The 20,761-nt window shown below is 48.1% G+C and carries 13 protein-coding genes; 3 read left to right on the top strand and 10 right to left on the bottom strand.

The window, feature by feature from the left end:
- The first annotated feature begins 11 nt into the window (after positions 1-11).
- Both IE104_RS15395 and IE104_RS15390 read left to right on the top strand, forming a co-directional pair.
- Positions 12-596 (top strand): TetR/AcrR family transcriptional regulator, encoded by a 585-nt coding sequence (locus IE104_RS15395; RefSeq protein ID WP_189420134.1) that lies wholly within the window; start codon positions 12-14, stop codon positions 594-596.
- Between the two features lie 96 nt (positions 597-692).
- On the top strand, positions 693-1,430 hold the full coding sequence (locus tag IE104_RS15390; RefSeq protein ID WP_229837987.1) for an SDR family oxidoreductase: 738 nt from the start codon (positions 693-695) through the stop codon (positions 1,428-1,430).
- A gap of 42 nt (positions 1,431-1,472) precedes the next feature.
- On the opposite strand, the gene IE104_RS15385 is transcribed toward IE104_RS15390, so the two are convergent.
- Entirely contained in the window at positions 1,473-2,363 is an 891-nt protein-coding gene (locus IE104_RS15385) for a PEP-CTERM sorting domain-containing protein (protein ID WP_189420131.1), read from the bottom strand.
- Between the two features lie 242 nt (positions 2,364-2,605).
- Here IE104_RS15385 and IE104_RS15380 point away from each other — a divergent pair, with 242 nt between their 5' ends.
- Positions 2,606-3,982 carry a family 43 glycosylhydrolase gene (locus IE104_RS15380; RefSeq protein ID WP_189420129.1) on the top strand — a complete coding sequence of 459 codons (1,377 nt, stop codon included), beginning with the start codon at positions 2,606-2,608 and terminating at the stop codon, positions 3,980-3,982.
- A 134-nt stretch (positions 3,983-4,116) separates the two neighbouring features.
- Here the strand turns inward: IE104_RS15380 and IE104_RS15375 are convergent, their stop codons facing one another.
- The 9 genes from IE104_RS15375 to IE104_RS15335 form a co-directional block, all read right to left on the bottom strand.
- Entirely contained in the window at positions 4,117-5,073 is a 957-nt protein-coding gene (locus IE104_RS15375) for a DUF4236 domain-containing protein (protein ID WP_189420127.1), read from the bottom strand.
- A gap of 506 nt (positions 5,074-5,579) precedes the next feature.
- Entirely contained in the window at positions 5,580-6,863 is a 1,284-nt protein-coding gene (locus IE104_RS15370; protein WP_189420125.1) for a hypothetical protein, read from the bottom strand.
- A 63-nt stretch (positions 6,864-6,926) separates the two neighbouring features.
- On the bottom strand, positions 6,927-9,269 hold the full coding sequence (pbpC, locus tag IE104_RS15365; RefSeq protein WP_189420123.1) for a penicillin-binding protein 1C: 2,343 nt from the start codon (positions 9,267-9,269) through the stop codon (positions 6,927-6,929).
- A gap of 11 nt (positions 9,270-9,280) precedes the next feature.
- Positions 9,281-11,005, bottom strand: a complete 1,725-nt coding sequence (locus IE104_RS15360) for a tetratricopeptide repeat protein (protein WP_189420122.1) — start codon at positions 11,003-11,005, stop codon at positions 9,281-9,283.
- Positions 11,006-11,029: 24 nt separating this feature from the next.
- Entirely contained in the window at positions 11,030-11,902 is an 873-nt protein-coding gene (locus tag IE104_RS15355) for a tetratricopeptide repeat protein (protein WP_189420120.1), read from the bottom strand.
- A 39-nt stretch (positions 11,903-11,941) separates the two neighbouring features.
- Positions 11,942-12,865 (bottom strand): tetratricopeptide repeat protein, encoded by a 924-nt coding sequence (locus IE104_RS15350; protein ID WP_189420118.1) that lies wholly within the window; start codon positions 12,863-12,865, stop codon positions 11,942-11,944.
- Complete coding sequence (locus IE104_RS15345) at positions 12,858-13,277, bottom strand: hypothetical protein (protein ID WP_189420116.1); 420 nt, start codon at positions 13,275-13,277, stop codon at positions 12,858-12,860. The genes IE104_RS15350 and IE104_RS15345 overlap by 8 nt, the downstream gene beginning before the upstream one ends.
- 3 nt (positions 13,278-13,280) lie before the next feature.
- On the bottom strand, positions 13,281-14,594 hold the full coding sequence (locus tag IE104_RS15340) for an ATP-binding protein (protein ID WP_189420114.1): 1,314 nt from the start codon (positions 14,592-14,594) through the stop codon (positions 13,281-13,283).
- A 71-nt stretch (positions 14,595-14,665) separates the two neighbouring features.
- A complete protein-coding gene (locus IE104_RS15335) occupies positions 14,666-20,689 on the bottom strand; it encodes an alpha-2-macroglobulin family protein (protein WP_189420112.1) in 6,024 nt (2,007 codons plus the stop codon).
- Positions 20,690-20,761 lie beyond the last annotated feature (72 nt).

Raw genomic sequence — 20,761 nt, 5'->3', positions numbered from 1 at the left:
ACTCTATTCTTATGGCAGAGAACACACGTGACAAGCTGATCGCTATGAGCATTGATGCCATGTCGATTAAAGGCTTCAACAATACGGGCATCGCGGAAATCCTGGCGCGGGTAAATGTGCCCAAAGGTTCTTTTTATCACTACTTTAAAAGTAAGGATGAACTGGGTTTAGCCATTATTGAGCACTATGGCCAGCAGCTGCAGGCTGGGTTGGCGGAACATTTGGCCAATGGAACGGGTTCGGCGCTTACACGCTTGCGTAGTTATTTTGAGTCCATTTTGACTTACTTTGCGGGAAATGTTGGCTCTTGCAATTGTTTGTTGGGCAACCTTGGGCAAGAGCTATCCATGCAAGATAGCGCTATGCGTGATGCGATTTTTGTTCATTATCGAGCGATTGAAAACCAGATTGCCAAGTGCTTGACCCAGGCAAAAGCAGAAGGGGAATTGGCTTCCGGGCTTGATCCACAGGTGCTCGCCAAAATGTTTTTTGCAGGTTGGGAAGGTTGTTTGGTGCGTTCGCGTTTGGAGCAATCTGAGCAGCCCTTGAGAGATTTGCTGGAGCTGTATTTCTCTTCTGTTTTTAGAAGTCGTTAGAGCAGGCTATATCCACATTTAACACGACCCTTTGGGGTCTTTTTTTAGCAAACAAATATAGACGACCGGTCTATTATTAAATCTAAGGTGATGATTATGAGTTACTCTCTTCAAGGAAAAAGTGTATTGGTAACAGGTGCTAACCGTGGCATTGGCAAAGCCTTGGTTCAGGCATTAATCGAGCGCGGCGCCAAGCGTATTTATGCGGCTGGCCGCAACTCGGAAGGCTTGGCCGCTATAGTCCAGCTGGCGCCGTCCATAGTGGAGGCCGTACAACTGGAAGTTACGCGTGCAGAAGATATTCAGCAGTTAGCCGGGAAGCTTAAGCAGTTGGATGTACTGATCAACAATGCCGGTATTGCCACAGGTATTACCTTTTCGGCAGAAACCAGCCTGTCAATCGCGAGCGCAGAAATGGCGGTTAACTATTTCGGCCCTGTGCATTTAACTCACGCGCTCCTGCCGCTATTGCGAGCCAGTAAAGGCGCGGTGGTGAATGTATCGTCGATTGCAGGGATTGCGAATTTCCCCATCCTTGGTCCTTATTCCGCATCCAAAGCGGCAGTACATTCGTTTACCCAAGGTTTGCGTGCGGAATTGCGTGGCGCAGGCGTCTTTGTGCAAGGTGTTTACCCTGGCCCGGTAGATACCGATATGACCAAAGATTTTGAAATGGATAAAGCCAGCCCGGCGGATGTAGCCAGAATCGTGTTGAACGGTTTGGAGACCGGCGACGAAGACATTTTCCCCGATGCTTTCTCGCAAGCCATGTATGAAGTGTTTAAACAAAACCCCAAGCAGTTAGAGCAGCAGTTTGGGCAGATGTTGGGTTAATTTTCCTGCTAAAACAAAAACGGGGCTTAAAGCCCCGTTTTTTTATTTCGCGTTCTTAACCGCTGCTTTGCGGCGTATGAGTACCAAACCTAAAAGCCCCAGTGCAAAGAGCGTCAAGCTGGCTGGCTCAGGCACCTGCACGGATTTTCCTGGCTGCTCTGGTGGTAGCTCAGGTAGCGGTGGGAGATCCAATGTAGGAATCTCAGGTACTTTTGGCGGTTCCTTTGGCGTATCGGGAGTCTCTTTTGGAGGCTCCGTTGGGGTCTTCGGCTCTGTCGGCTTCTCTTTCGGAGGCTCGGGTGTAACCGGCGGTGGAGTCACTGGTGGTGTGGTAACAGGCGGCTCGACCACCGGTGGTTGCACAACGGGTGGTTGAGTCGCCGGGGGTTGAACGACAGGAGGTTGCACAACAGGCGGTTGAACAACTGGATCTTTCAACACGGTGCCCGTACCCCAAAGTTTAATGTTGGATAAACCACCGCCTTTGCCAGACGAACGCAGATAGCTGAAAGTACCCGAGGCGCTGTCAGGAGTGATCAACCACTCGAAGTTATCAACAGCATCTTTTTGGCCGCCACCAACGTGCATGGTGATGAGCGCAGAAGTGAAGTTATCCCAGAACAAATCGTTGATGGTCCAGGTTCCGCTGGCAGATGAACCATTCCAGCTGGAGCTCGAAACATTAAACCAACCGTTGGTGCCGTTGCTGCTAAGGCCACTCACCATGGTCCAGTTGCTGCCGGTAATGCCTTTCAGGTCATCGGCTTTGGCGGTTGAGCCCAGGGTTTGCGCGGTGCAAGCGTCAGCAGAACTCACGCTAGCAGAACGATATTTATCGCCACAGCTAATAGTGGTGGCTTGGGTGCTGGCGGCAAAAGCCATGGTTAAAAGCGCGGTGCTGGCAATAAGTTTGAAATTTCTGGTGGGTAACAAAGTTCGCGTTTCCATAAAAATGTGATGTGATTCACAAAGTATGGCACGCATTCCAGATAACAAAAATAAATAAAAACTATAGTGCTTATTAAATCACCAGCTAAAGCCCAATGGCTCCGAAGCTTAGGACGCCAGCATCACTTGATCTGAAAAGCCGGAAACTCAACAAAACCGCACTTGCATCTTAGCGGTCAGAAGCGTCTAATTGCCCATTCCTACTATTGTATTACTAATGGGTGACTATGAAAAAATCTCTTGGTTATTTGCTGATCCTCGGCGTTGCTGGCCTCATGAAAACCTCAACAGCTTTTGCGACAAACCCTTTGATCATGGATCAGTTCACCGCAGACCCAACCGCGCGGATATTCAATGGCAAAATCTACGTCTATCCCTCCCACGACATCAAAGCGCCGCCAGAATACAAAGGTAAACCCGACTGGTTTGTGATGGAGGACTACCACGTTTTCTCATCAAGCAACCTTACCGATTGGAAAGATCACGGCAAAATCCTTTCACAAACCACTGTTGACTGGACCGACCCAACAGCCTATGCCATGTGGGCGCCAGACTGCGTATTCAAAGACGGAAAATACTATTTCTACTTTCCCGCCATTGCCAAACCTGAAGGCAAGGCTGAGAGCGCAACCGAACCCAAGCGCCCCGAATTCAGAATTGGCGTAGCCGTTTCCGACACACCCTACGGCCCCTTCAAACCGCTACCCAATTACATCCAAGGCGTGAAGGGAATCGACCCTAACGTGCTGATCGACAAAGACGGCACCGCCTATTTGTATTACTCGCAGGGCAAAATTTTCGTCGCCAAGCTCAAACCCAATATGACGGAGATCGATGGCGAACCAATCACTATCGACAATCTGCCCACCAAAGGATTACTGGAAGGGCCTTTTGCTTTCGAGCGGAAGGGCACTTACTACCTGACCTATCCACATGTGGAAAATAAAATTGAACGCCTGGAATACGCGACCAGCTCGTCGCCCATGGGGCCGTTCAAACAAACCGGCGTGATTCTCGATGAATCTGAAAGCGGTTGCTGGACAGTGCACCACTCCATTCTCGATTGGAAAGGGGAATCCTACTTGTTCTATCACGATAGAGATTTGTCGCCCAACTTCGACAAGAACCGCTCAATTCGCGCGGATAAATTATTCTTCAATGCCGATGGCACCATCCAAAAAGTAAAACCCACGCTGCGCGGTGTTGGGTTGGTAAATGCGAAGAGCGAAATTCAAATTGATCGCTACAGCGAGAAAAGCGCCGAAGGCGTTGCGATTTCATTCCTCGACCAAAACAACCCACACGCAGGCTGGAAAACAACCTTCGGCGCTGCAAAATCCTGGGTACGTTTCAACGAAGTTGATTTCGGTCGCGGCTCGCAAAAGTCAATCAAAGTGCGCGCGAAGACAAACGCAAGCAGCACGCTTGAAATCCATTTGGATAAACAAGACGGCCCCTTGCTAGGTAGCGTGAAAATTGACGACGCAGCTGATTGGAAAATTTCGAGCGCAACTGCCAAGAAAATTCCAAAAGGTGTACATGATATTGTTGTTACTCAAGCTGGCGGTGAAGCTGTTGATGTAGATTGGGTGAGTTTTAAATAAGTTTTTTAGCGGGGCGATTGGGGCAGAGTAAATTAAAAGCGAAAAATTTTCAGATTCGGAAGAATTCGCAATTTAATTTTACTCTGACCCCAATGGTACTTAACATTCGTACAATTACGCTGCGCTCATCGTATCTACTTGCTAGAAATTAAGCGGTTTCTACTGTCAGTTAACAAATCACAAAAACGTTTGTGCAATTTATGGTTAATAATAAAACTATACCCTTTAATTCTTTTATCATAGGGGACTTTAATCTGTAAGTTGTAATCATTACTGTCACGCGATGAAATAATTATTTTTGATGAGTAATTTTCAAAAATATAAATCTCAGAATTAAAATATGAATTTCTTTCTTCCATTACCTTCAATAGGGACATCGTTTCTTCAGTGCTTAATTTTGATATGCATATGGCTTTATTAACATTCTTCTCGCTATACGCTAGCAGCATAATATCTCTATTGAGCAAGGATATTTTAATTTCTATAACGTCTCCATCATCTAAAATAGAGCCTACATGTTCATAGGAATTTATATTTAAAAAATTACCAGTAGGAAAATCTTGGACAATCGAAGAATGCCTCTCGGAAAATTTATTCTCATTAGATATTAACTTTACATGACGGCTTTCATTTATTTGAAATTCATTTTCTCTAGATGATTTTTCATTTTTGATATTCTCCGAAATTGATAGGTCTACATAAGGAGCCTCTCCTTTATTTTCTAATGCAGAATTACTTTTACCGCTGATTCCTGCATCAATTAGAATGGCAAGTACGAATAAAGCTAATGCTAACCAAAGATTATGAAAAGCCAAAAAAAAGCAAAAAACGATAATAGCGCAATATATGCCTTCACGACTGTTAAGGTTTTTTCTTTCAGTTGTGTGAGAAATAGGCTTGTTAACATTATTTTTTTTGTATTCTGTATATGAAATTCCAGTTCCAGGAATCCCAGCTGTATAGCGCGTTCCATGCTTACTAAATGTGACAGTCGCTCCCCGTCCTCCCAACGAAATACTGGTTCCTTTTTTTCCAAAATTTAGCCTTACACCAGGAACTATTCTTACGCTCCGTCTAAATCTGAATCCCATAAATATCTCCTGTGCATTTGTAACGCCGCTATAAAAACCATCCGTTTGATTGCTTTGTTATGACAGTTCAGAAAAATTATACTTAATGCCACCTATTTCGTACCTGCTAATTTCTGAAAAATCTACTGAATTAACGTCAAAGAGCGCGGTATTAATGCCGCCTTCATGCAAGGAGCTTTTATATTTAACTCCCTGAACTCCTTGAGCCTTAAATATTTCAGCACGTAGGTACGATTAGCGCAGCGTAATCGTACGCATGAAAAAACTACATATTATCATCGCGCAAAATTATGCTATTAAAACTCCGTATAAAAACATATCGTGCAGAGAATAGTACAGGCATTGAGTCTGGATATTAACATTCGTACGATTACGCTGCGCTAATCGTACCTACTTGCTATATGGTGGAGCAATGGGGGAGTGTATGGTCTAAAGTTTAATCCCTCCGTTCCCTTTGTTCTCAAAAGCCATCCACTCATTTAATCGATAAGTGGATGGCAATATCGCTACTGAGCAGAGGCTTTAATATCATTAATAATTTGGTTAAAAGGCGTAACAAAATCGCTGTAATAAGCGCTCCTTTTTTGCGGATCAACCTCAACACTTGCCGTTATTACGTAGCCAGATTTTGCTTTTTTTTGTGTTAACTCCGCGTTGTAATTAAATTTTGCCCTATACAAAGACAAGCGAGAACCTTTGGATTTCACGCTAAAATTGTTTTTACGTAAAATCGGTTGTAATTTCTCCAAGGAAAGTCCGGAATTAAATGTTTCTTTTTGGATAACAGGGCGAGTATTCAATAAAGACAAAGTGCTAATTTCACTGGCTTCCATTTGTTCAACCGTTTGATTTCCATCGAGTGAAACTGAAGGTGGAAGATCCCGCGAATAAAAACCATCGACAGCTTTGTATTCGCAGTGGAGGTATTTTTTTTGTGGCTGGCAGTTAGCAGAAATTTTGTATTCAAGAAACGTATCGAAGAGATGTTTCGGATGAGGAATGCTCATTCCACTACGCAGAATATAGGTTGATTTTTCGTCAAGCGCCTTTTGTGCTTTCACATACTTACGCATAGATTTATTTTCAGTATCTTCATTCGATAAAGTAAAAATTCTATCTTGCTGATGTTGTAAATCTTCTCCCTCGATGAGTGGCATATCAATCGAAAAAACAACCCCTTTAACTTGCATCGGATAAATTTTTGGCTGGAACTGTTCTACAGTAATTTCTTCTGGTGCTTTTTTGGATTGTGGCTGTTCTACAACAGATTCTTCTGATTTTTTTTGCGGTTTGCAATGAGATGCTGTCAAGGAGCCCTTGGAAGAGAGGATGTATTCGCGTTGAAACATGTCTGGCTCCCTCACTCTTTGGGCACCAGCAAGTCGTTGTGCTTCCAAATTACAAACTCCGCCAGAATAAATAACATATTTCAGGTGGTAATCCTTATCGGTCGCATTCAAGGTATAGGTGATCTGGCAAGCTTTATTCACAAATAGCTTTTTGTCGCGCTGTCTTTCCAAAACATAATCCACCGTAAAACTTACCTTTTCTCCTTGTTTAACCTTAACCTCTTTGAAAGTTTCATCTTTCATCATGGGCACGAACGTCGGGCCTGCACATTGTTCGGGTTTCTCGTAAATAGTGATTTTTTTGTCGCCTTGAGGCAACTCAAATTTGATTGTAGATAGATCGCCAGTAACCGGCTGCATATAAGCGCTGGGTGTACAACCGCTCAAAACCAATGATGTGAATACAATAAAATTAAAACTGTCTTTTGGAAAATTTAACATCGTCTCTCTAACTCCCATGTAAAATTTATATAAACAGAGCTAACAATATTGTTAGCTTTTTTCTTACTCCCCACCAATCCAATCCACCGTCATTTCCCGTTCTGCCACTTGTCCTTGATCATCCACCACGCGGATATTGTGAATTCCTGAATCACTTGGGCGATAAGCCAGTGCGGTGAGCGGGTCGGTGCTGCCGATGTAGCGGTTGTCGTCGAACCAGAAGAGGGTGCGGACTTGGGCGGCGGCTTTGGCTTGTAGGGGGATGGTGACGTCTGGCTGACTGGCGCGAAGTTGGTAGGCAACGTGGCGTACCGGCGAGGTGATTTCCGGTGCTTGGGTTTGGAAACCTTGTTGGCATTTGGGTGGGCTGCGACGGGGCAGGCCGGCTTGGCGAAACAGCTTTTGCATGTCGCTGCTCCAAAATTCCATCACTTCCATACGCACCTGCTCCGGCTGGTATGGGGGGCAAAGAGCCTGTCCGGTTTTAAGGCTGATCGCCACTGGCTGGTGTAGCTGGCTCACTTTGATGGGCGATTTACCAGGAATGTACCAGGTCTTATGCGTTAGCTGGCACCAGGCATTGGGCAAGTCGCCGCTGGCGCTGCAAACGGACACCTGACTGACGCCCGCAGGTGGACGCGGGGCGGGTATATTCTCGGGCTTATGTAAGTAGAGCCCGTCGGCAATGCGGAAGAATAATGGTGCTGCGGCATCAACGCCTACAAACGCCGGGTTACCACGGCTATCAAAATTGCCAATCCACACCGCCAGCACATAAGGACCGACCACGCCCACGGACCAGGCATCCCTGAATCCCCAGGAAGTACCGGTTTTCCAGGCCGCGGACCAACCGGATTGCAAGTTGTAGGCAGAGTCTTCACCCGGCCGCGGATTGTGGCTCAGCATATCCAGCGTGATAAAACTGGCTTCTGGCGAAATCAACTGGGTTCCGGTGGTTTGTTTGGTTTGTGCGGCCAAGTGTTTGGGCTTTAGGTATTGAATTGTCTGCAAACGGCCGCCGTTGGCGAGCATGGCGTAAAGGCCTGTGAGTTCCTCCATAGAGACTTCGCCACCACCTAATACCAGTGCCAAACCGTAGTGACTTTCACTTTTTAGTTGCGAAATACCGGCCATGCTCAAAAAGTTGTAAAGACTGGGTGAACGTAGTTGGCTGGCGGTCCACACGGCGGGAATATTGCGCGAATGTATAAGTGCATTTTCAGCGGTAATAGGGCCGCGAAATTGATTGTCGAAATTCTCGGGTGTGTAGGGGCCAAAATCTGTGGGGGCATCTTTTAGGATACTCGCCGGGTGCAAAATTCCCTGATCCATCCCCAAGGCATAAATGAAAGGTTTGAGCGTAGAACCGGGCGAGCGTTTGGCGGTTACGCCGTTCACCTGACCATCAATTTCAGCATTAAAGTAATTTGCCGAACCCAGCCAGGCTTTAACTTCCATGGTTTTGGGATCTAACAAGAGCGCAGCCGCGTTTTGGATTCCTTTGCTACCGACTTCCTGTAAATACTGGCGCGTTTGGCGCTCTACCAGATTTTGCAGGCCCAGATTGAGGCTGGTGTGCACTTGTGCTGGTCGGTTTGGTTGTTGATTGACGGGTTCCTGTAGCAGCATGTCTACAAAGTGTGGCGCACGAAAAGGTAAATCCTGAATGCGATGAAAACGTACGGGTAAATGAGCAATGCGAGCTTGGGATTCCTCAAGTGGATAATGCTCCAGCCAGCGTTTCAATAATCGTTCTTTGGGCGCGTTGAGTGAGACTTGCAAGGCGTTGTTGCCGGCGCGGCGGTTGGGTTGCTGAGGAATAACCGCAAGCGTAAGGGCTTCAGAAATGCTCAACTGTTTTGCGGTTTTGCCAAAATAAATCAAACTCGCCGCGCCTGCGCCTTGCACGTTGCTGCCGTAGGGCGCGAGGTTAAGGTAAGCCTCTAAAATCTCCCGCTTGCTGTAGCGCATCTCTAACCATATCGCCAAGGCCATTTGCTGAAACTTGCCGCTGGGGCTTTTGGTGTTCAATCCATAAAACAACCGCGCCAATTGCATGGTGATAGTAGAACCGCCCTGCTGTTGACCGCCGCTGTAAGTGCGAAACGCCGCGCGTACCACAGCTTGCGGATTTACCCCCAAGTGCCAGTAAAACCAGCGGTCTTCGTAAAGCAGTACGGCTTTGGGCAGTTGCGGGGCAATCTCACTGAGGGGCGTCCAAACACGATACTGCTCGTCATTCGCCAGGGTCAGACGCAAGAGTTCGCCGTTTTCCGCTAAAAAAGCTTGGGAGCTGGGAATTTGTTGCGCGAGTGTGGGGCGTGGCCAAAGCCTGATTGCCCCCAGCAAGAGGACAATCAGGACAAGGGCAATAAGCGAGTAGCGAAGTTTTCTGGTGAGGCGCATGCGGTAGGTGATTAAAGATCCGCCGCTAAAACCTTAAGTTTCGCGCGTACTTTATCGGCGAATTTATCGTAGTAAGCGCCTAATAATTGTTTTAGTTCTGGCTCGGTGATGTAACCAATGGATTGCCGGTAGGCGCGTTTAACGGCTTGGCCGTTTACCCATCGTTCTTCCATTCCGGCTAAGTCCAGCGCTTGCATGGTGACTATACTGGGATGAGCGAGTTTATGGTCTTCCAGGCGCTCTTGATGGCGCGCTACCAATCCTGCAATGGAAACTTTGGGCGATAGCTTTTCAATATAGATAGGGGGTCCATATTCAAAAGGCGACACGCTGAAATATTGGGTGTTGAGGTAGTCGCCGTTGGAAAACTGGCTAACGCACTCCACCAGTGTATTCACTTTGAATAGAGTGCCCACCAATTTCCATTTGCCCGTCATTAGCAAGAACAAAATGGCGAGCGGGTTGGGCTTTTTAGGCTTCATACAAAAAGCCGCAACGCCCATTTCGCCTTCGGCGTCCGCATAAAAGCTAAGCAACACGCGGCTGCCCAACATCATGCGCATACCTTCGGCTTCGGCGTCTGCCACGTGTTGCAGGCCCTGCGCCTCCAGGTCGCGCTTGCACCGGGCAATAAATTTTTGTTGGTAGCTTGGAAAATCCTTGGGATCTACCGCGACTAAATTGGGCGGTGGCTCGTTGGCCACGTTGAGAATTTGCGCGGCGATGTTGGTAGCCATGTTGTCATCGGGGTCGTCCGACAAGCGCTCGTCAAGCGCATCGCTGACCGACTTGCCGCTACGCACCGCATTGGCCGCACTCAGTAGGGCTTGGGCGACATTATCTTCTTCCAGGCTGCGGTCTTTGCCGCTGTCTGCTATGGCTGACTCCAGTAGTTGCGCCATTTGTTCGCGTTCACCACCGCCGTTATTTTCCGAACGTGCACGGCGCTCGATAATGATTGAGCGATAAGGATCATCGGCAGACACATTTGCAAGCACCTTATCGTAAGCGGCCAAGGCTTCATTGAAACGACCCAAATCATGCAGAATCGAAGCGACCCTTAAACCAAAACGATGTTCGCTGGTAATTTGGTAGCAGGTGTGAAAGTCAGATAAGGCCAACTCCATTTGGTCGCGTTTGTAGCGCATGCCGGAAAAGGTGCTGACGATATTAATAGAGTTGGTGGTATCGCCATCTTGAACAATGGCGCTACCCAATAAACTGTTGCCGCGGTCTTCCAATAAATCTACGCGTTCGGGCGCGAGGCTGATTGCGCGGTTCAAGAGTTGATTGGCTTTCACCACATGTGCATCGCCTTCGTGCCCGCGCAATAAACCGGAGAGCATGTGCAGGGCATCCACTGCATTGGGGTCGATGCTCAAAATTTTGTAGAGCCGCTGTTCAATGAGGTTAAAGCGCGCGTGTTCGCTCAGAACTGGTTCCTCATCAAACTCGTCCAGGTCGTCGCTCTCATCAGAACCCTGGTGAAAATCGAGTTGCACTTGCATGATCAGTGCGGGCACAAAATCGCTACGCAGCTTTAGAACCTTACCAACGGCAACTCGCGCTTCAGTAAATCGCTCCAGTTTTTCCAACACCTTGGCGTGATGCCAGCGCAGGGCAAAAGAGTTCGGATAGGTCACCAAAAGCTTTTTTAAGCTATGCAACGCATAGTTAAAATTGCCCTCCTGGTAGGCCTTTTTAAAGTTTTCAAATTCCGGATCTTGCAAAGACATGGTTGCGTCCTTAAGCAAAAAGCTTTAGAGGGGATGTTGTTGTAAATAATCATCCAATGCTTTGATAAAATTATTAGGTTTGATCATTTCCAGTTTAAGGCTTTCGGCGGTTTCTATATCTTTAGGCGCCATACGCTTAACCAGTTTTTCACGATCACTGGCGCTGTCTTTTATATCGGCGGCATCCAGGGCTGCTAGTGCTACAACATCCGAGCGATTAACCCCATTGGCATTTGCGTAGATAAAGCCAATCACCAATTGCGCATTTTTAGAATTCTGAAGGGCCGCTTTTCGCAACCACTCCAACGCGAGTTTAAAATCCTTTGCGACTCCTGCGCCATCGTAATAAGCGATGCCGACATAGGTTTGGGCTTTGGCGTCGCCCTGTTGCGCGGCCTTAGTGTACCAGTAAATTGCCTGGCTATAATCTTGCGTAATCTTATCGCCGCGGAAAAATAAACTACCGAGATTCAACTGGGCTTTTAAGTCGCCTTGATTAGCGGCTTTAGCATACCAGGCGATGGCTTGGGGATAATCCACCGCCGTGCCTTTACCAAAGTGATACATCAAACCCAGATTAAATTGCGCGTTGGAGTCGCCTTGTTCCGCCGCTTTGGTGTACCAATGCAAGGTTTGCACATAATCTTGCGGCACAATTTTACCTTCAGCATAAATAAGGCCCAGGGTGAACTGGGCATTTTTATCGCCGCTATTGGCGGCTTTGGTGTAATGGGCAAGAATTTGGGATTTATCTGCAGGTAAATTTTTACCCGCGTAATAGGTTGCACCTAACTCAAACAACGCCAACCAGCTCCCTTGTTTTGCCTGTTCTTTGAATTCATCAACTTGATGGGCGAAACTGGTTTGCGCACAACTGAGCAAAACAAGCGCGAACATTTTCAACAGCCATGTTATTTTTTTTATAAGTGCATTCATCTAGTAGTCAGACCTAAACGAAAATGTTTCTATCTCTTTATTGAGCATGCGCTGATAGATTGGAATTGCAATCCAGGAATAAACCACAATTGCCAGCCAAGCGTAATCCACAACGCTAGACGCGCTGGTGTAACCCAAATCGAAAACAATATTTGAGAGCAAGTTAAAAAATACATAACCAAAAATTAACACGCCTACCTGATTGACGGGTTTCATGCGTGAAATCCAGTTATTAAACTTCCACCAGAGGCCTAGAAAAATACTTTTCCTGGCTTTTACATCGGCAAACAATGACAGAGCTTCGCGCGAGCTAGGGTTCAGCATAATGGTAAGGCGGGCGTGATATTCGGCCTCGGCAATGTTGCCGTCTATCAATTGCAAACGCCCCATAAGCACATTGGCGTGTTGATGTTGTGCATCTAATCCCAAGGCGGCGCGGGTAAATCCCATGGCTTTAACATTGTCACCGGTTTGGAAGTAATAATTTGCAAAAGCAAAAGCAGTTTTTACGCTGTCGGGATTCAGCTCTGATATTTTCTGGATATATTCGAAAGCTTCTTTGAAATGTTTATTGGCCAATAAAATATCTGACTTTAATTCAAATACATCCACATTTTCCGGATCGAGCTGCAAAGCTTGATCGCAGGCGGCCAGTGCTTGTTTGACTTTATTTTGCAAATAAAAAATACGTGCATACACAAGGTGGAAAAAAGGCGTATTGGGCTCCAGCTGCAAGGCAATTTTTAATTCGTATTCGGCAGCATGGATGCGCATTTGCAATAGCAAACAATAGGCGAGCACACCGTGGTATGTAGCTGAGTTGGGTTCATTGGCTAACAGCTCTTTAAGCAACTCAATTGCATTGGGTAACTGACCGTGCGCAATGTGTCGCCATACTTGTTCGTACTTATAATCGTTATTCATGGCGGCCCTGCTGTTTTACATATTCGTAGACAGAAAATGGCACCGACTGGGTAAATACCACCAAGTAGAGCGCAATAAAATAAATGGCATTCACTAATACTCGCATATAGGGTGCAAGTTTATTGGGCGACGTAATCACTTCTGTTTTTATCCCGTAACCAAAACCTATGAAAACTCCGGCAATTGCAAACAGACCTATCAGCGAATAACAAAATTCCCGCCAAAAAGTAGGTGATCCCAAGAAGTAAGCATTCATGATTAGCCAAATAAAAGGCAGCCAGAATTTTCCATGGAAAGGAATGGTGACAAATAGGGGAACCAGCATGGCGGCAAATAGAATCACCACCGGATTTACAATCAGTTGCTGGTCTATTTTGACTTTGGGTTCGTCGATAATGCGGTAAGTAGACAAGATTTATTTCCCGTGTTTATTGATAAATTCCAATACATCATCGTAGCGACCGCCGTCATTGGCGTAGCGCGCATAGTTTCTCGCTGTGGTTAACCATTCGGTAGTTGACGAGCGCGAGTCCGACAAGGCTTCACTAAAATGTTGCATGGAAATTGCGGTTTCTTCTCCGATGGTAATGGTGCTGTCAATAGCTTCATCGGCTGCCATTTCCACCAGGTTAGCCAAGTCTGCGCCGGAGTAACCGGAGGTTTTGTTGGCGATGACATCAAATTGTATATCGCCTGCATTGGGGCGATCTTGCATGTGATGTTCAAGAATGGCTTTGCGCGCAACCTTATCTGGCGGCGGCACAAAAAACATGCGATCAAAACGGCCGGGACGCAAAAAGGCGGAGTCCAAAGCCCAAGGTACGTTGGTGGAGCCCAGAATTAAAACGCCTTCGTTATTTTGCGCAAAACCATCCAGCTCGGTTAGAAATTGGCTCACCGTATTGGCTTGTGAACTGTTACGCGTGTGCTCGCGTTTGCCTGCAAGAGCTTCCAGTTCATCAAAGAAAATAACACTGGGTGTTTGGCTGCGTGCTTTTTCAAAAATAGCACGCAGTTTTTGTTCGGATTCACCAATATACATATCCAGTACATCGGAAATTTCAATATTAAAAAATGCCGCTTTGCATTCACCGGCCGTTGCGCGCGCTAATAATGTTTTGCCGCAACCCGGTGGACCATAAAGTAAAATGCCGCCGCCAACTTTCTTTTTAAAACGCTGGAACAAGGATGGTTTTTGGAAGGGAAGAATAATTTTTTTATGGATTTGTTTTTTTACCTCCTCCAAACCAACAACATCAGAGAAATTGGTAGTAGGGCGCTTAAATTGTAAGAGTTCAAAACTTTCGGCGGGCTCGGCTTTTTCAATAACCCGCAATTTTACCGGCTCTTTATCTGCCGATAATTTTAAACGGCGATTGAGTTCAGCTGATTCGCAATGTGGATGTTCCTGTAATAATTGTTTGTAGCTTGCTTGTGCTGAGTCTAAGTCTCCCAGCTCCAATTTGCAGCGAACAATCAATAACGCATGGTCAAGTTCATCCTGGTTAAGAAATTGTAACGCACTGGTGTAGGCACCGGCCTTGAGCGCCGCTTCACCAAGCCGGGTTCCGTCCTCACCCGAAATGGTGTTGGTTAAGTGCGTTAAATAGGTTGTAGCAGTTTCATAATCGCCGCGCGCAGAGAGTTGCAGCGCAATAATCTGTGCTAATTCCGGTGTTGGATTTGCTGTAAAAACCGCTTGCAAACTCTGTAATGTTTTATCGTCCACGGTGCCTCTGAAATAATTTTTAGATTAATGATTCGCGCGCCCATGAGCGTTTGGGCGCGAGCTTGCCTTGCTTAAGGCTTCACAACCTTAAACTTGCTGGCTTTGGTGCGTGCGAACAAATTGGGTTCGTACATGGCCTCGGCGTAAGCTGCCGGGGTTTGGTATGAGCCTGTGTTGGTGGCGCGCACGCGGTAGGTGAAGGTCACCATATCTTTGGTGAGGTGACCGTAAACTACCACGCGGTCATCGCGCAAATCGGCAAAGTCGGCTTGCCAGGTGGATTGCCCGGGTTCGCCGCTAAAGCCGGGAATGTAATAGACCGTGGTGGCAGCGCCATCAGGATCTAAAGGTGTATCGCCAGAGCCTTCGTCCTCGCCGGAGTCTTCAACCGCCTGATCACCTTCCTCTTGGCCTTCCATATCGCCTTCGCCTTCAACATTTTCGTCCCCCTCGTTAGCTACTTGCTCTTCGCTTTCCTCATTAACACGGGCGGGCGTGGGCAAAACCATGCGGTTGATAACGGGTTCTACGCCGCCGGGCAAGAGATCTACCACTGCGACCTGGCTAAGATAATCTTTATTCATAGTGCGCAGGCGCAGGCGTACCAGGAACTCTTCGCCAACTTTGATTTGCTCCAAAGGCTTACCGGTGGTGTCCAGGTATTCACGCTGGATTTCCAGTCCTTGTTTTACTTCGGGCAGGTTTGCGCTTTGTTGATCAAACCCACTTTCAACTAGGCTATAAAAGAGCGGTAGCTTGGTGTCCTGGTTCAACTGCACGCCTTTGGTGTTTTGGGGGATATCAGCTTTCTTTAAAAGATTACTTGAGCTGGCTAAAGCTTGCAGGGCATCGTTAAGGTTTATAGCGCTTATCTTCACCGGTTGGGTGACATGATCTGCAGCGGCTTCGCCGTATTGGGTCAGTGCCAATAGCAGATAGGCTGCACTCAGGCTTGAATACTCGCGGTTGCTAAGGCGTTGACCCATGTCGTCCAGGACCGTAGTGGGGATTTTCGACAGGGCTTCGGGAAAGTGTCGTGCGTAGATATAAAGCAATTGTGATTGGTGACCCAAAGCGTCGTAATAGACGTCGCTGCTATAGGTCTTGTTATTCCAAGGCACAGTTTTGATGGTCTTTTGGGCCAGACTTACCTGCTGTAGTAAGTGCTGGCTGGCAGATATATAAGCAGCAGTGATATCGGTTGGCCAGACATCCTGATAGCGAGAGTTGAGTTCCTGTTGCAGGCTGCTTAACAAACTACCGGTTTGCACGCCTAAACGGCTAAGCAGGTAGATGGCGTAAGCGCGCTGGCGCATCTCATCCATGTTGTTGCCCCAAGGTTGTGCCATGCTGTGGAGCCACACTTGCGAACGGTTGAATAGGCCGAGGGGTACCTGCTGATTGCGATCCTTAGCTTCAATCATATAGTGAATGGCCCAGAGCGAAGGCCAGTTGGCGACACGGGTGCTGGCCGACCAGAGACCAAATGCACCTTCCTCATTTTGGCGCCCTTGCAGCATTTGGATAACACCATTCACCGAGCCATTGCCCTTGAGTTGGCCAAGGTCAGGATGCTGGCTGAAGAGCAAAGCGGGCAAGCCCATACTCACTAACTGCTCAGTACAGGAATAGGGATAATCGTTCAGGTATTGTTGCAAACCACTCGCCCAGGCCAAGGGTGTGTAAGCCGCAGTCACATTTACGGTACGGAAAGGATCGTAAAGCTTGCGGGTCAGCAACAGCTGCTTTTTATCGCTCTCGGTGCGGCCAGTGGTTATTGCGGTGCGATAGGGCGCAGCCGGGCGCACACTCAAACCTTCCTCTAATTGCGCTTTTGCGGCGCCGGTCGTCGCTACAAAAGTCAGGGTTGCTGCGCCGGGTGTATCTTTCGCACGTATGTGGAAACTGCCTTGGCCTTCTTTACCGGCTGCGATATCCAGGCTTTGTTTGGCATCGCCCACGACTTCGATGTTAGCCGATGTTTTGAGGCTGATATCGACTTTGCCGGAACCCGCCTTCAGGTTGTTGGCGAGGCCAAAACTCACATCCACTTCATCGCCCGGCGCTAGCATTACCGGCACATTGGGGGTGATGATCAAGTCGCCGCGCACCTCTGCGCCACCTTCGGTTACGCCAATGGTGTCGTGGTCAACCGACACGGCGAACAGATGGAGTTTACCGTTGAAGTAGTCCGGCACTTTGTAACTGACTTTGGTTCCGGATGGGCTTACATCCACCAAGCCCGACCAATAAACCGCAGGGGCTTTGCGTTTGTTTTTGAAGGGGTTGAGGTTGCGGCCAAGCGCGCCGTCACCGTCACCGCCGGGTGCGGAGGCTTTCAACAGCTGGCTGAATTCCGGCAGGATCAAATCCAGGATTTGGCTGGAATCCACTTCCAACCGGCTCTTCTGGAAGAAGAAGGCGAGCGGATCAGGTGCCTTGTAACGGGCAACCTGGAGTATGCCTTCATCTACCGCGTAGATAACGGCTTGGCTGGCGGTCGGCGCCTGTAATTCCAGCTCTAAAGTCTCCCCGGGTTTAATCAACTCGGGCGCTTTAAGCATGAGCACTTGCGTGCGCGGTGCTAGCGACATCTTGAACGGCAAGGCGCCGTAAGAGAGTGGGCTGGTAAAAACTTCTTCAGAATTTAACGAGCGCACAAATTGCACGGTCACATAGCCGTTGCCTTCAAAGTTGGCGGGAATAGTGATGTGTTGCACCGAGCTGGTGGTATCGGTTTTGAACCACTGGTGTGCGAAAACCTTATCGCGCTCAAGGGTAATTAAACCCGCGCCTGTGTAGGGTGCCTGGATGGAAATCTCAATGCTATCGCCAGGTGAGTACTCGGTTTTATTGAGCTTGAGTTGCAGTTCAGCGTTGCGCTCCAGCGAACGGCTGAGGTTGCCCTGGCCAATCACCGAATAACTTAAACGGTTGAGTTCCTGGCCCTCTGCGTTGCGCAGCACCAATGCGAAATCGCCCGGTTCGTCTGTGGGTAAACTAATGTCAGATCCTTTGGCCGCAAGGCTTTGCGGGTGCGAATCGCGCAGGGTTTCTTTTAACCGTGATTGGTATCTATAAGTGCCGTTGTCTTGTTTCATCAGCACCGACACATATTTGCGTTGTACCCATTCCAGGGTCAAACCATCGACTTGCTGGCCTTTTAATTCGGGGTTAAGGGCAATCCATTGGCTGGATTGTTTGCTGGATTTGGTGATGAAGCTTAAGTCCGCGTCTGTCTTTTTCACGCCGACCAAATAGGCCGAACTGGAAACCAAGACATCGCTTACAGCGGCGACGTTGCGCCCGCCCTCGGGTTCAAATACACGGGCCAAAATGGAGAGACGGTAGGTCGCTTTAGCAAAACGGTTAAGGCTTAGGTCAAATGTGGCCTGACCTTTATCGTCAGTTTTCCCATCGGGCAGGGCTTGTTCAGAGCCTTCATTAAACTTGTTGGGGTCGTAGAATTTGTAGTCCGCGTAGCCGGCAAAACTCGGTACCGTGGGCGACAAGGTCATGGACGCCGCCACGCGTCGATTAGCGGCGGGCGTGCCGAACAGGTTCATGGCCTGGACGTTAGCTTTCACTTTATCGGGGTTGAGCCAGCCAGTGACGGGTTGCTCGGATAGGCTCGCGGTAACTTTCAAACGATCCGGCTCAAACTCTTGAACCTTAATGGTCGTGCTGCCTAACATGCGGTCGCGATGCCCGCTTTTCACCAGATAAACCATAGCGCTATAAGTACCCGTTGGCGCACTCACCGATGGCTTCCAACTGAATTCGTTGAAGCCGGTCGCTTTAGCATTAAACGCCTGACGATAAGCCTGCATACCGCGTGGGTCGAGTATTTCCAATTCTAGCGGTACGCCTTCCAGCGCACTTTTCCAATCCTGGGTGCGCACAATATTGCCCAAATGAATTTCTTCGCCGGGGCGGTACAAACCGCGGTCGCTAAAGATGTAGCTGCTCAAACTGTTAGGGTCGATTTCAGTGTCCACTCCGCCCGTATCAAAGCGCGAGAAATTCAGGCGGCGGCTGTAGTTGTTGTAAGGCAGGAAGGACATATCCTCGTCGTGGCGAGCCAGAATCAACAGCGGTGTTTTTTCGCGGCGATACTGATCTGAAAACTTGGGCAGCTCGACCTTACCGCTGGCATCTGTAGTGCGCGTTTCCAGCGCAAGGCCGTTGCGGCCAATCAACTCCACCCGCGCGCCAGCAACTGGCTCACCTTTTGAAATGGATTGCACGTAGACATTTTGGCTACCGTCTTTGTTGGTTTTAACCAAAATACCCAGATCGGTCACCAGCAAGAGGCGGCCATCGCGCTTATCGGTATTGTTGTAATCCTTGCGAGTTTGCGAGCCCTTTTTGGTTTGGTCATTCAGGGTTAAACCTTTGGAGCGCACCAGGAATATGCCCAATTTGGAATGACCGGGGCTATCGGATTTGAAGTAACCGCTCAAATCAAGATTGTCGTAAACCGGTTTGCCGGGTGCGTTACCTAGCGTGGGGCGAACCTCAGAAAAACGCTCTACGATGCGGTCTTCCTGCCAACCTTCATAGTCGCCGGGAATATTTAATTCGCCGCCGGTTTGCGCCAATAACTGGTGTAGCTGGTTGGGCAGTAAGCGGCCAACTTCCAATTCCACGGCGTCTAGCGCACGGCTGACAAAACCGATTTTGCGCTCACCATTCAAGCCTAGAATCACACCATCGCCCAACAATTTGAGCGAACTTTCATAGGGTTTTACGCGGAACACCTCAACACTGGCCTGTGGAGATTGGGTGCCGCCCACAGCGATAATGCCGGGCGCAACTTCTACGTAAATATAACGCCCGACCGGCGCTTTAAATTGATAGCTATGCAGCGCCTGTTGCGAATCATCGCTAGGTAATAAATTTAAGGGTAAAGGTTCTGCGCCCGCGAGAATTTTTTGATCCACATAATCACTGCGCCAATTAAACGGATACTTGCGTGAAATCTGGATTTTTTCGTCAGGATGAAATTCGGGTAGCACCCAGGCTTTGATTTTTTTATCGAGGCTGCTGTCGGTCACGGGTGCGTTGCTGTTAAAAATCAGTACTTGTTCCGGCTCCAGTTTTTCGTTGTCCGCCAAAATCATACCGAAATTATTAAAACGCAAACTGTAGCGACCCGGAATGGTGATATTGCTGCTTAGATCGTCGCTGGTACCATCGCCACCGCGGCTGGCGTGAATGCCCTTTTTCAAGGTGAGCGTCATGGGGGTGTCTTCGCGCGGCAAACTTAAGCTGTGCGAATGGATGTAAGCATTGAGTTTTAGTTTGTCGTAATTAACGGTAAAACCCGTTGAGTCGTTACTTAAACCTAAAAAGGCTGCGTCTTTCGCTAAGGAAAGCTGAACGTGTTTTTCAAATTCTTCGGTATTAACGCTGTGGCTAAAATGCACGTTAGCCACCAGTTTTTTCTGGGCTGGATCAGTAGGGTCCTGGTAGAACTGGTTTTCAGTAATTTGTACGGTGAAGGGTGCGGTTTTAAATTCGTAATCGTATTTTTCCAACCGCACTTGCGAGGCAAGCAATTTATCTTTGGCAAGACCAAGATCAAACCTTTGCCCCACTGGCCAATCTGCGGCGGGCGTGAACACCAACTTGCGATCATTTTCCCATACCCACTGGCCCGCAATTTTCGGTTTTAAAGTCACACCTTTTGCGACAGGTTTTCCCACGGCTTCCAGCGGTGCGATTGATTCATTGCATTTGAGAACCAATGGATGAATTTTTTGTTTGTCGTCGGGATAAGTAGTTAACGCGGGTGCGCTGACTTCGCACTGGGGGTAAACAGGTTTGGGTAAATGTTTATACCATTGGTAGGCGAAAAGACCGCCAGCGGTTAATGCAACTAAAGCGGCAAAGCCTGCCATGCTCGCTTTGGGTTTGCGTTTGATGAGAGCGCCAGCATTAGTGAGGTGGTTACCGCTCCAGCGCATCCAGGGTGGCAGATTCCAATGCATTTCACCGAAGAGCCCGCGCGCCAGCCATTGCAAAGCTGCCAAGCCCTTCTTTAGTCCTTTACCAATCAAAGCACCAACTGCCGCCACTCTTGCCGCCACCATAAAACCCACCCTGGATATTGAAGTTGAGCGGCGATTGTAGCAGGCAAAATTTTTAAAAATGAGTGGTGGCAA

Origin of the sequence: Cellvibrio zantedeschiae (assembly GCF_014652535.1) — a bacterium.
GTDB classification, from domain to species: domain Bacteria; phylum Pseudomonadota; class Gammaproteobacteria; order Pseudomonadales; family Cellvibrionaceae; genus Cellvibrio; species Cellvibrio zantedeschiae.
This window is presented reverse-complemented; position numbering and strand designations above follow the sequence as displayed.

Excerpts from the sequence above, each read along its gene's own strand:
- IE104_RS15390 (WP_229837987.1), top strand. The coding sequence starts at position 693 with ATGAGTTACTCTCTTCAAGGAAAAAGTGTATTGGTAACAGGTGCTAAC.
- IE104_RS15370 (WP_189420125.1), bottom strand. The coding sequence starts at position 6,863 with ATGTTAAATTTTCCAAAAGACAGTTTTAATTTTATTGTATTCACATCA.
- IE104_RS15360 (WP_189420122.1), bottom strand. The coding sequence starts at position 11,005 with ATGTCTTTGCAAGATCCGGAATTTGAAAACTTTAAAAAGGCCTACCAG.
- IE104_RS15335 (WP_189420112.1), bottom strand. The coding sequence starts at position 20,689 with ATGGTGGCGGCAAGAGTGGCGGCAGTTGGTGCTTTGATTGGTAAAGGA.
- IE104_RS15350 (WP_189420118.1), bottom strand. The coding sequence starts at position 12,865 with ATGAATAACGATTATAAGTACGAACAAGTATGGCGACACATTGCGCAC.
- IE104_RS15395 (WP_189420134.1), top strand. The coding sequence starts at position 12 with ATGGCAGAGAACACACGTGACAAGCTGATCGCTATGAGCATTGATGCC.
- IE104_RS15375 (WP_189420127.1), bottom strand. The coding sequence starts at position 5,073 with ATGGGATTCAGATTTAGACGGAGCGTAAGAATAGTTCCTGGTGTAAGG.
- IE104_RS15380 (WP_189420129.1), top strand. The coding sequence starts at position 2,606 with ATGAAAAAATCTCTTGGTTATTTGCTGATCCTCGGCGTTGCTGGCCTC.
- IE104_RS15355 (WP_189420120.1), bottom strand. The coding sequence starts at position 11,902 with ATGTTCGCGCTTGTTTTGCTCAGTTGTGCGCAAACCAGTTTCGCCCAT.
- pbpC (WP_189420123.1), bottom strand. The coding sequence starts at position 9,269 with ATGCGCCTCACCAGAAAACTTCGCTACTCGCTTATTGCCCTTGTCCTG.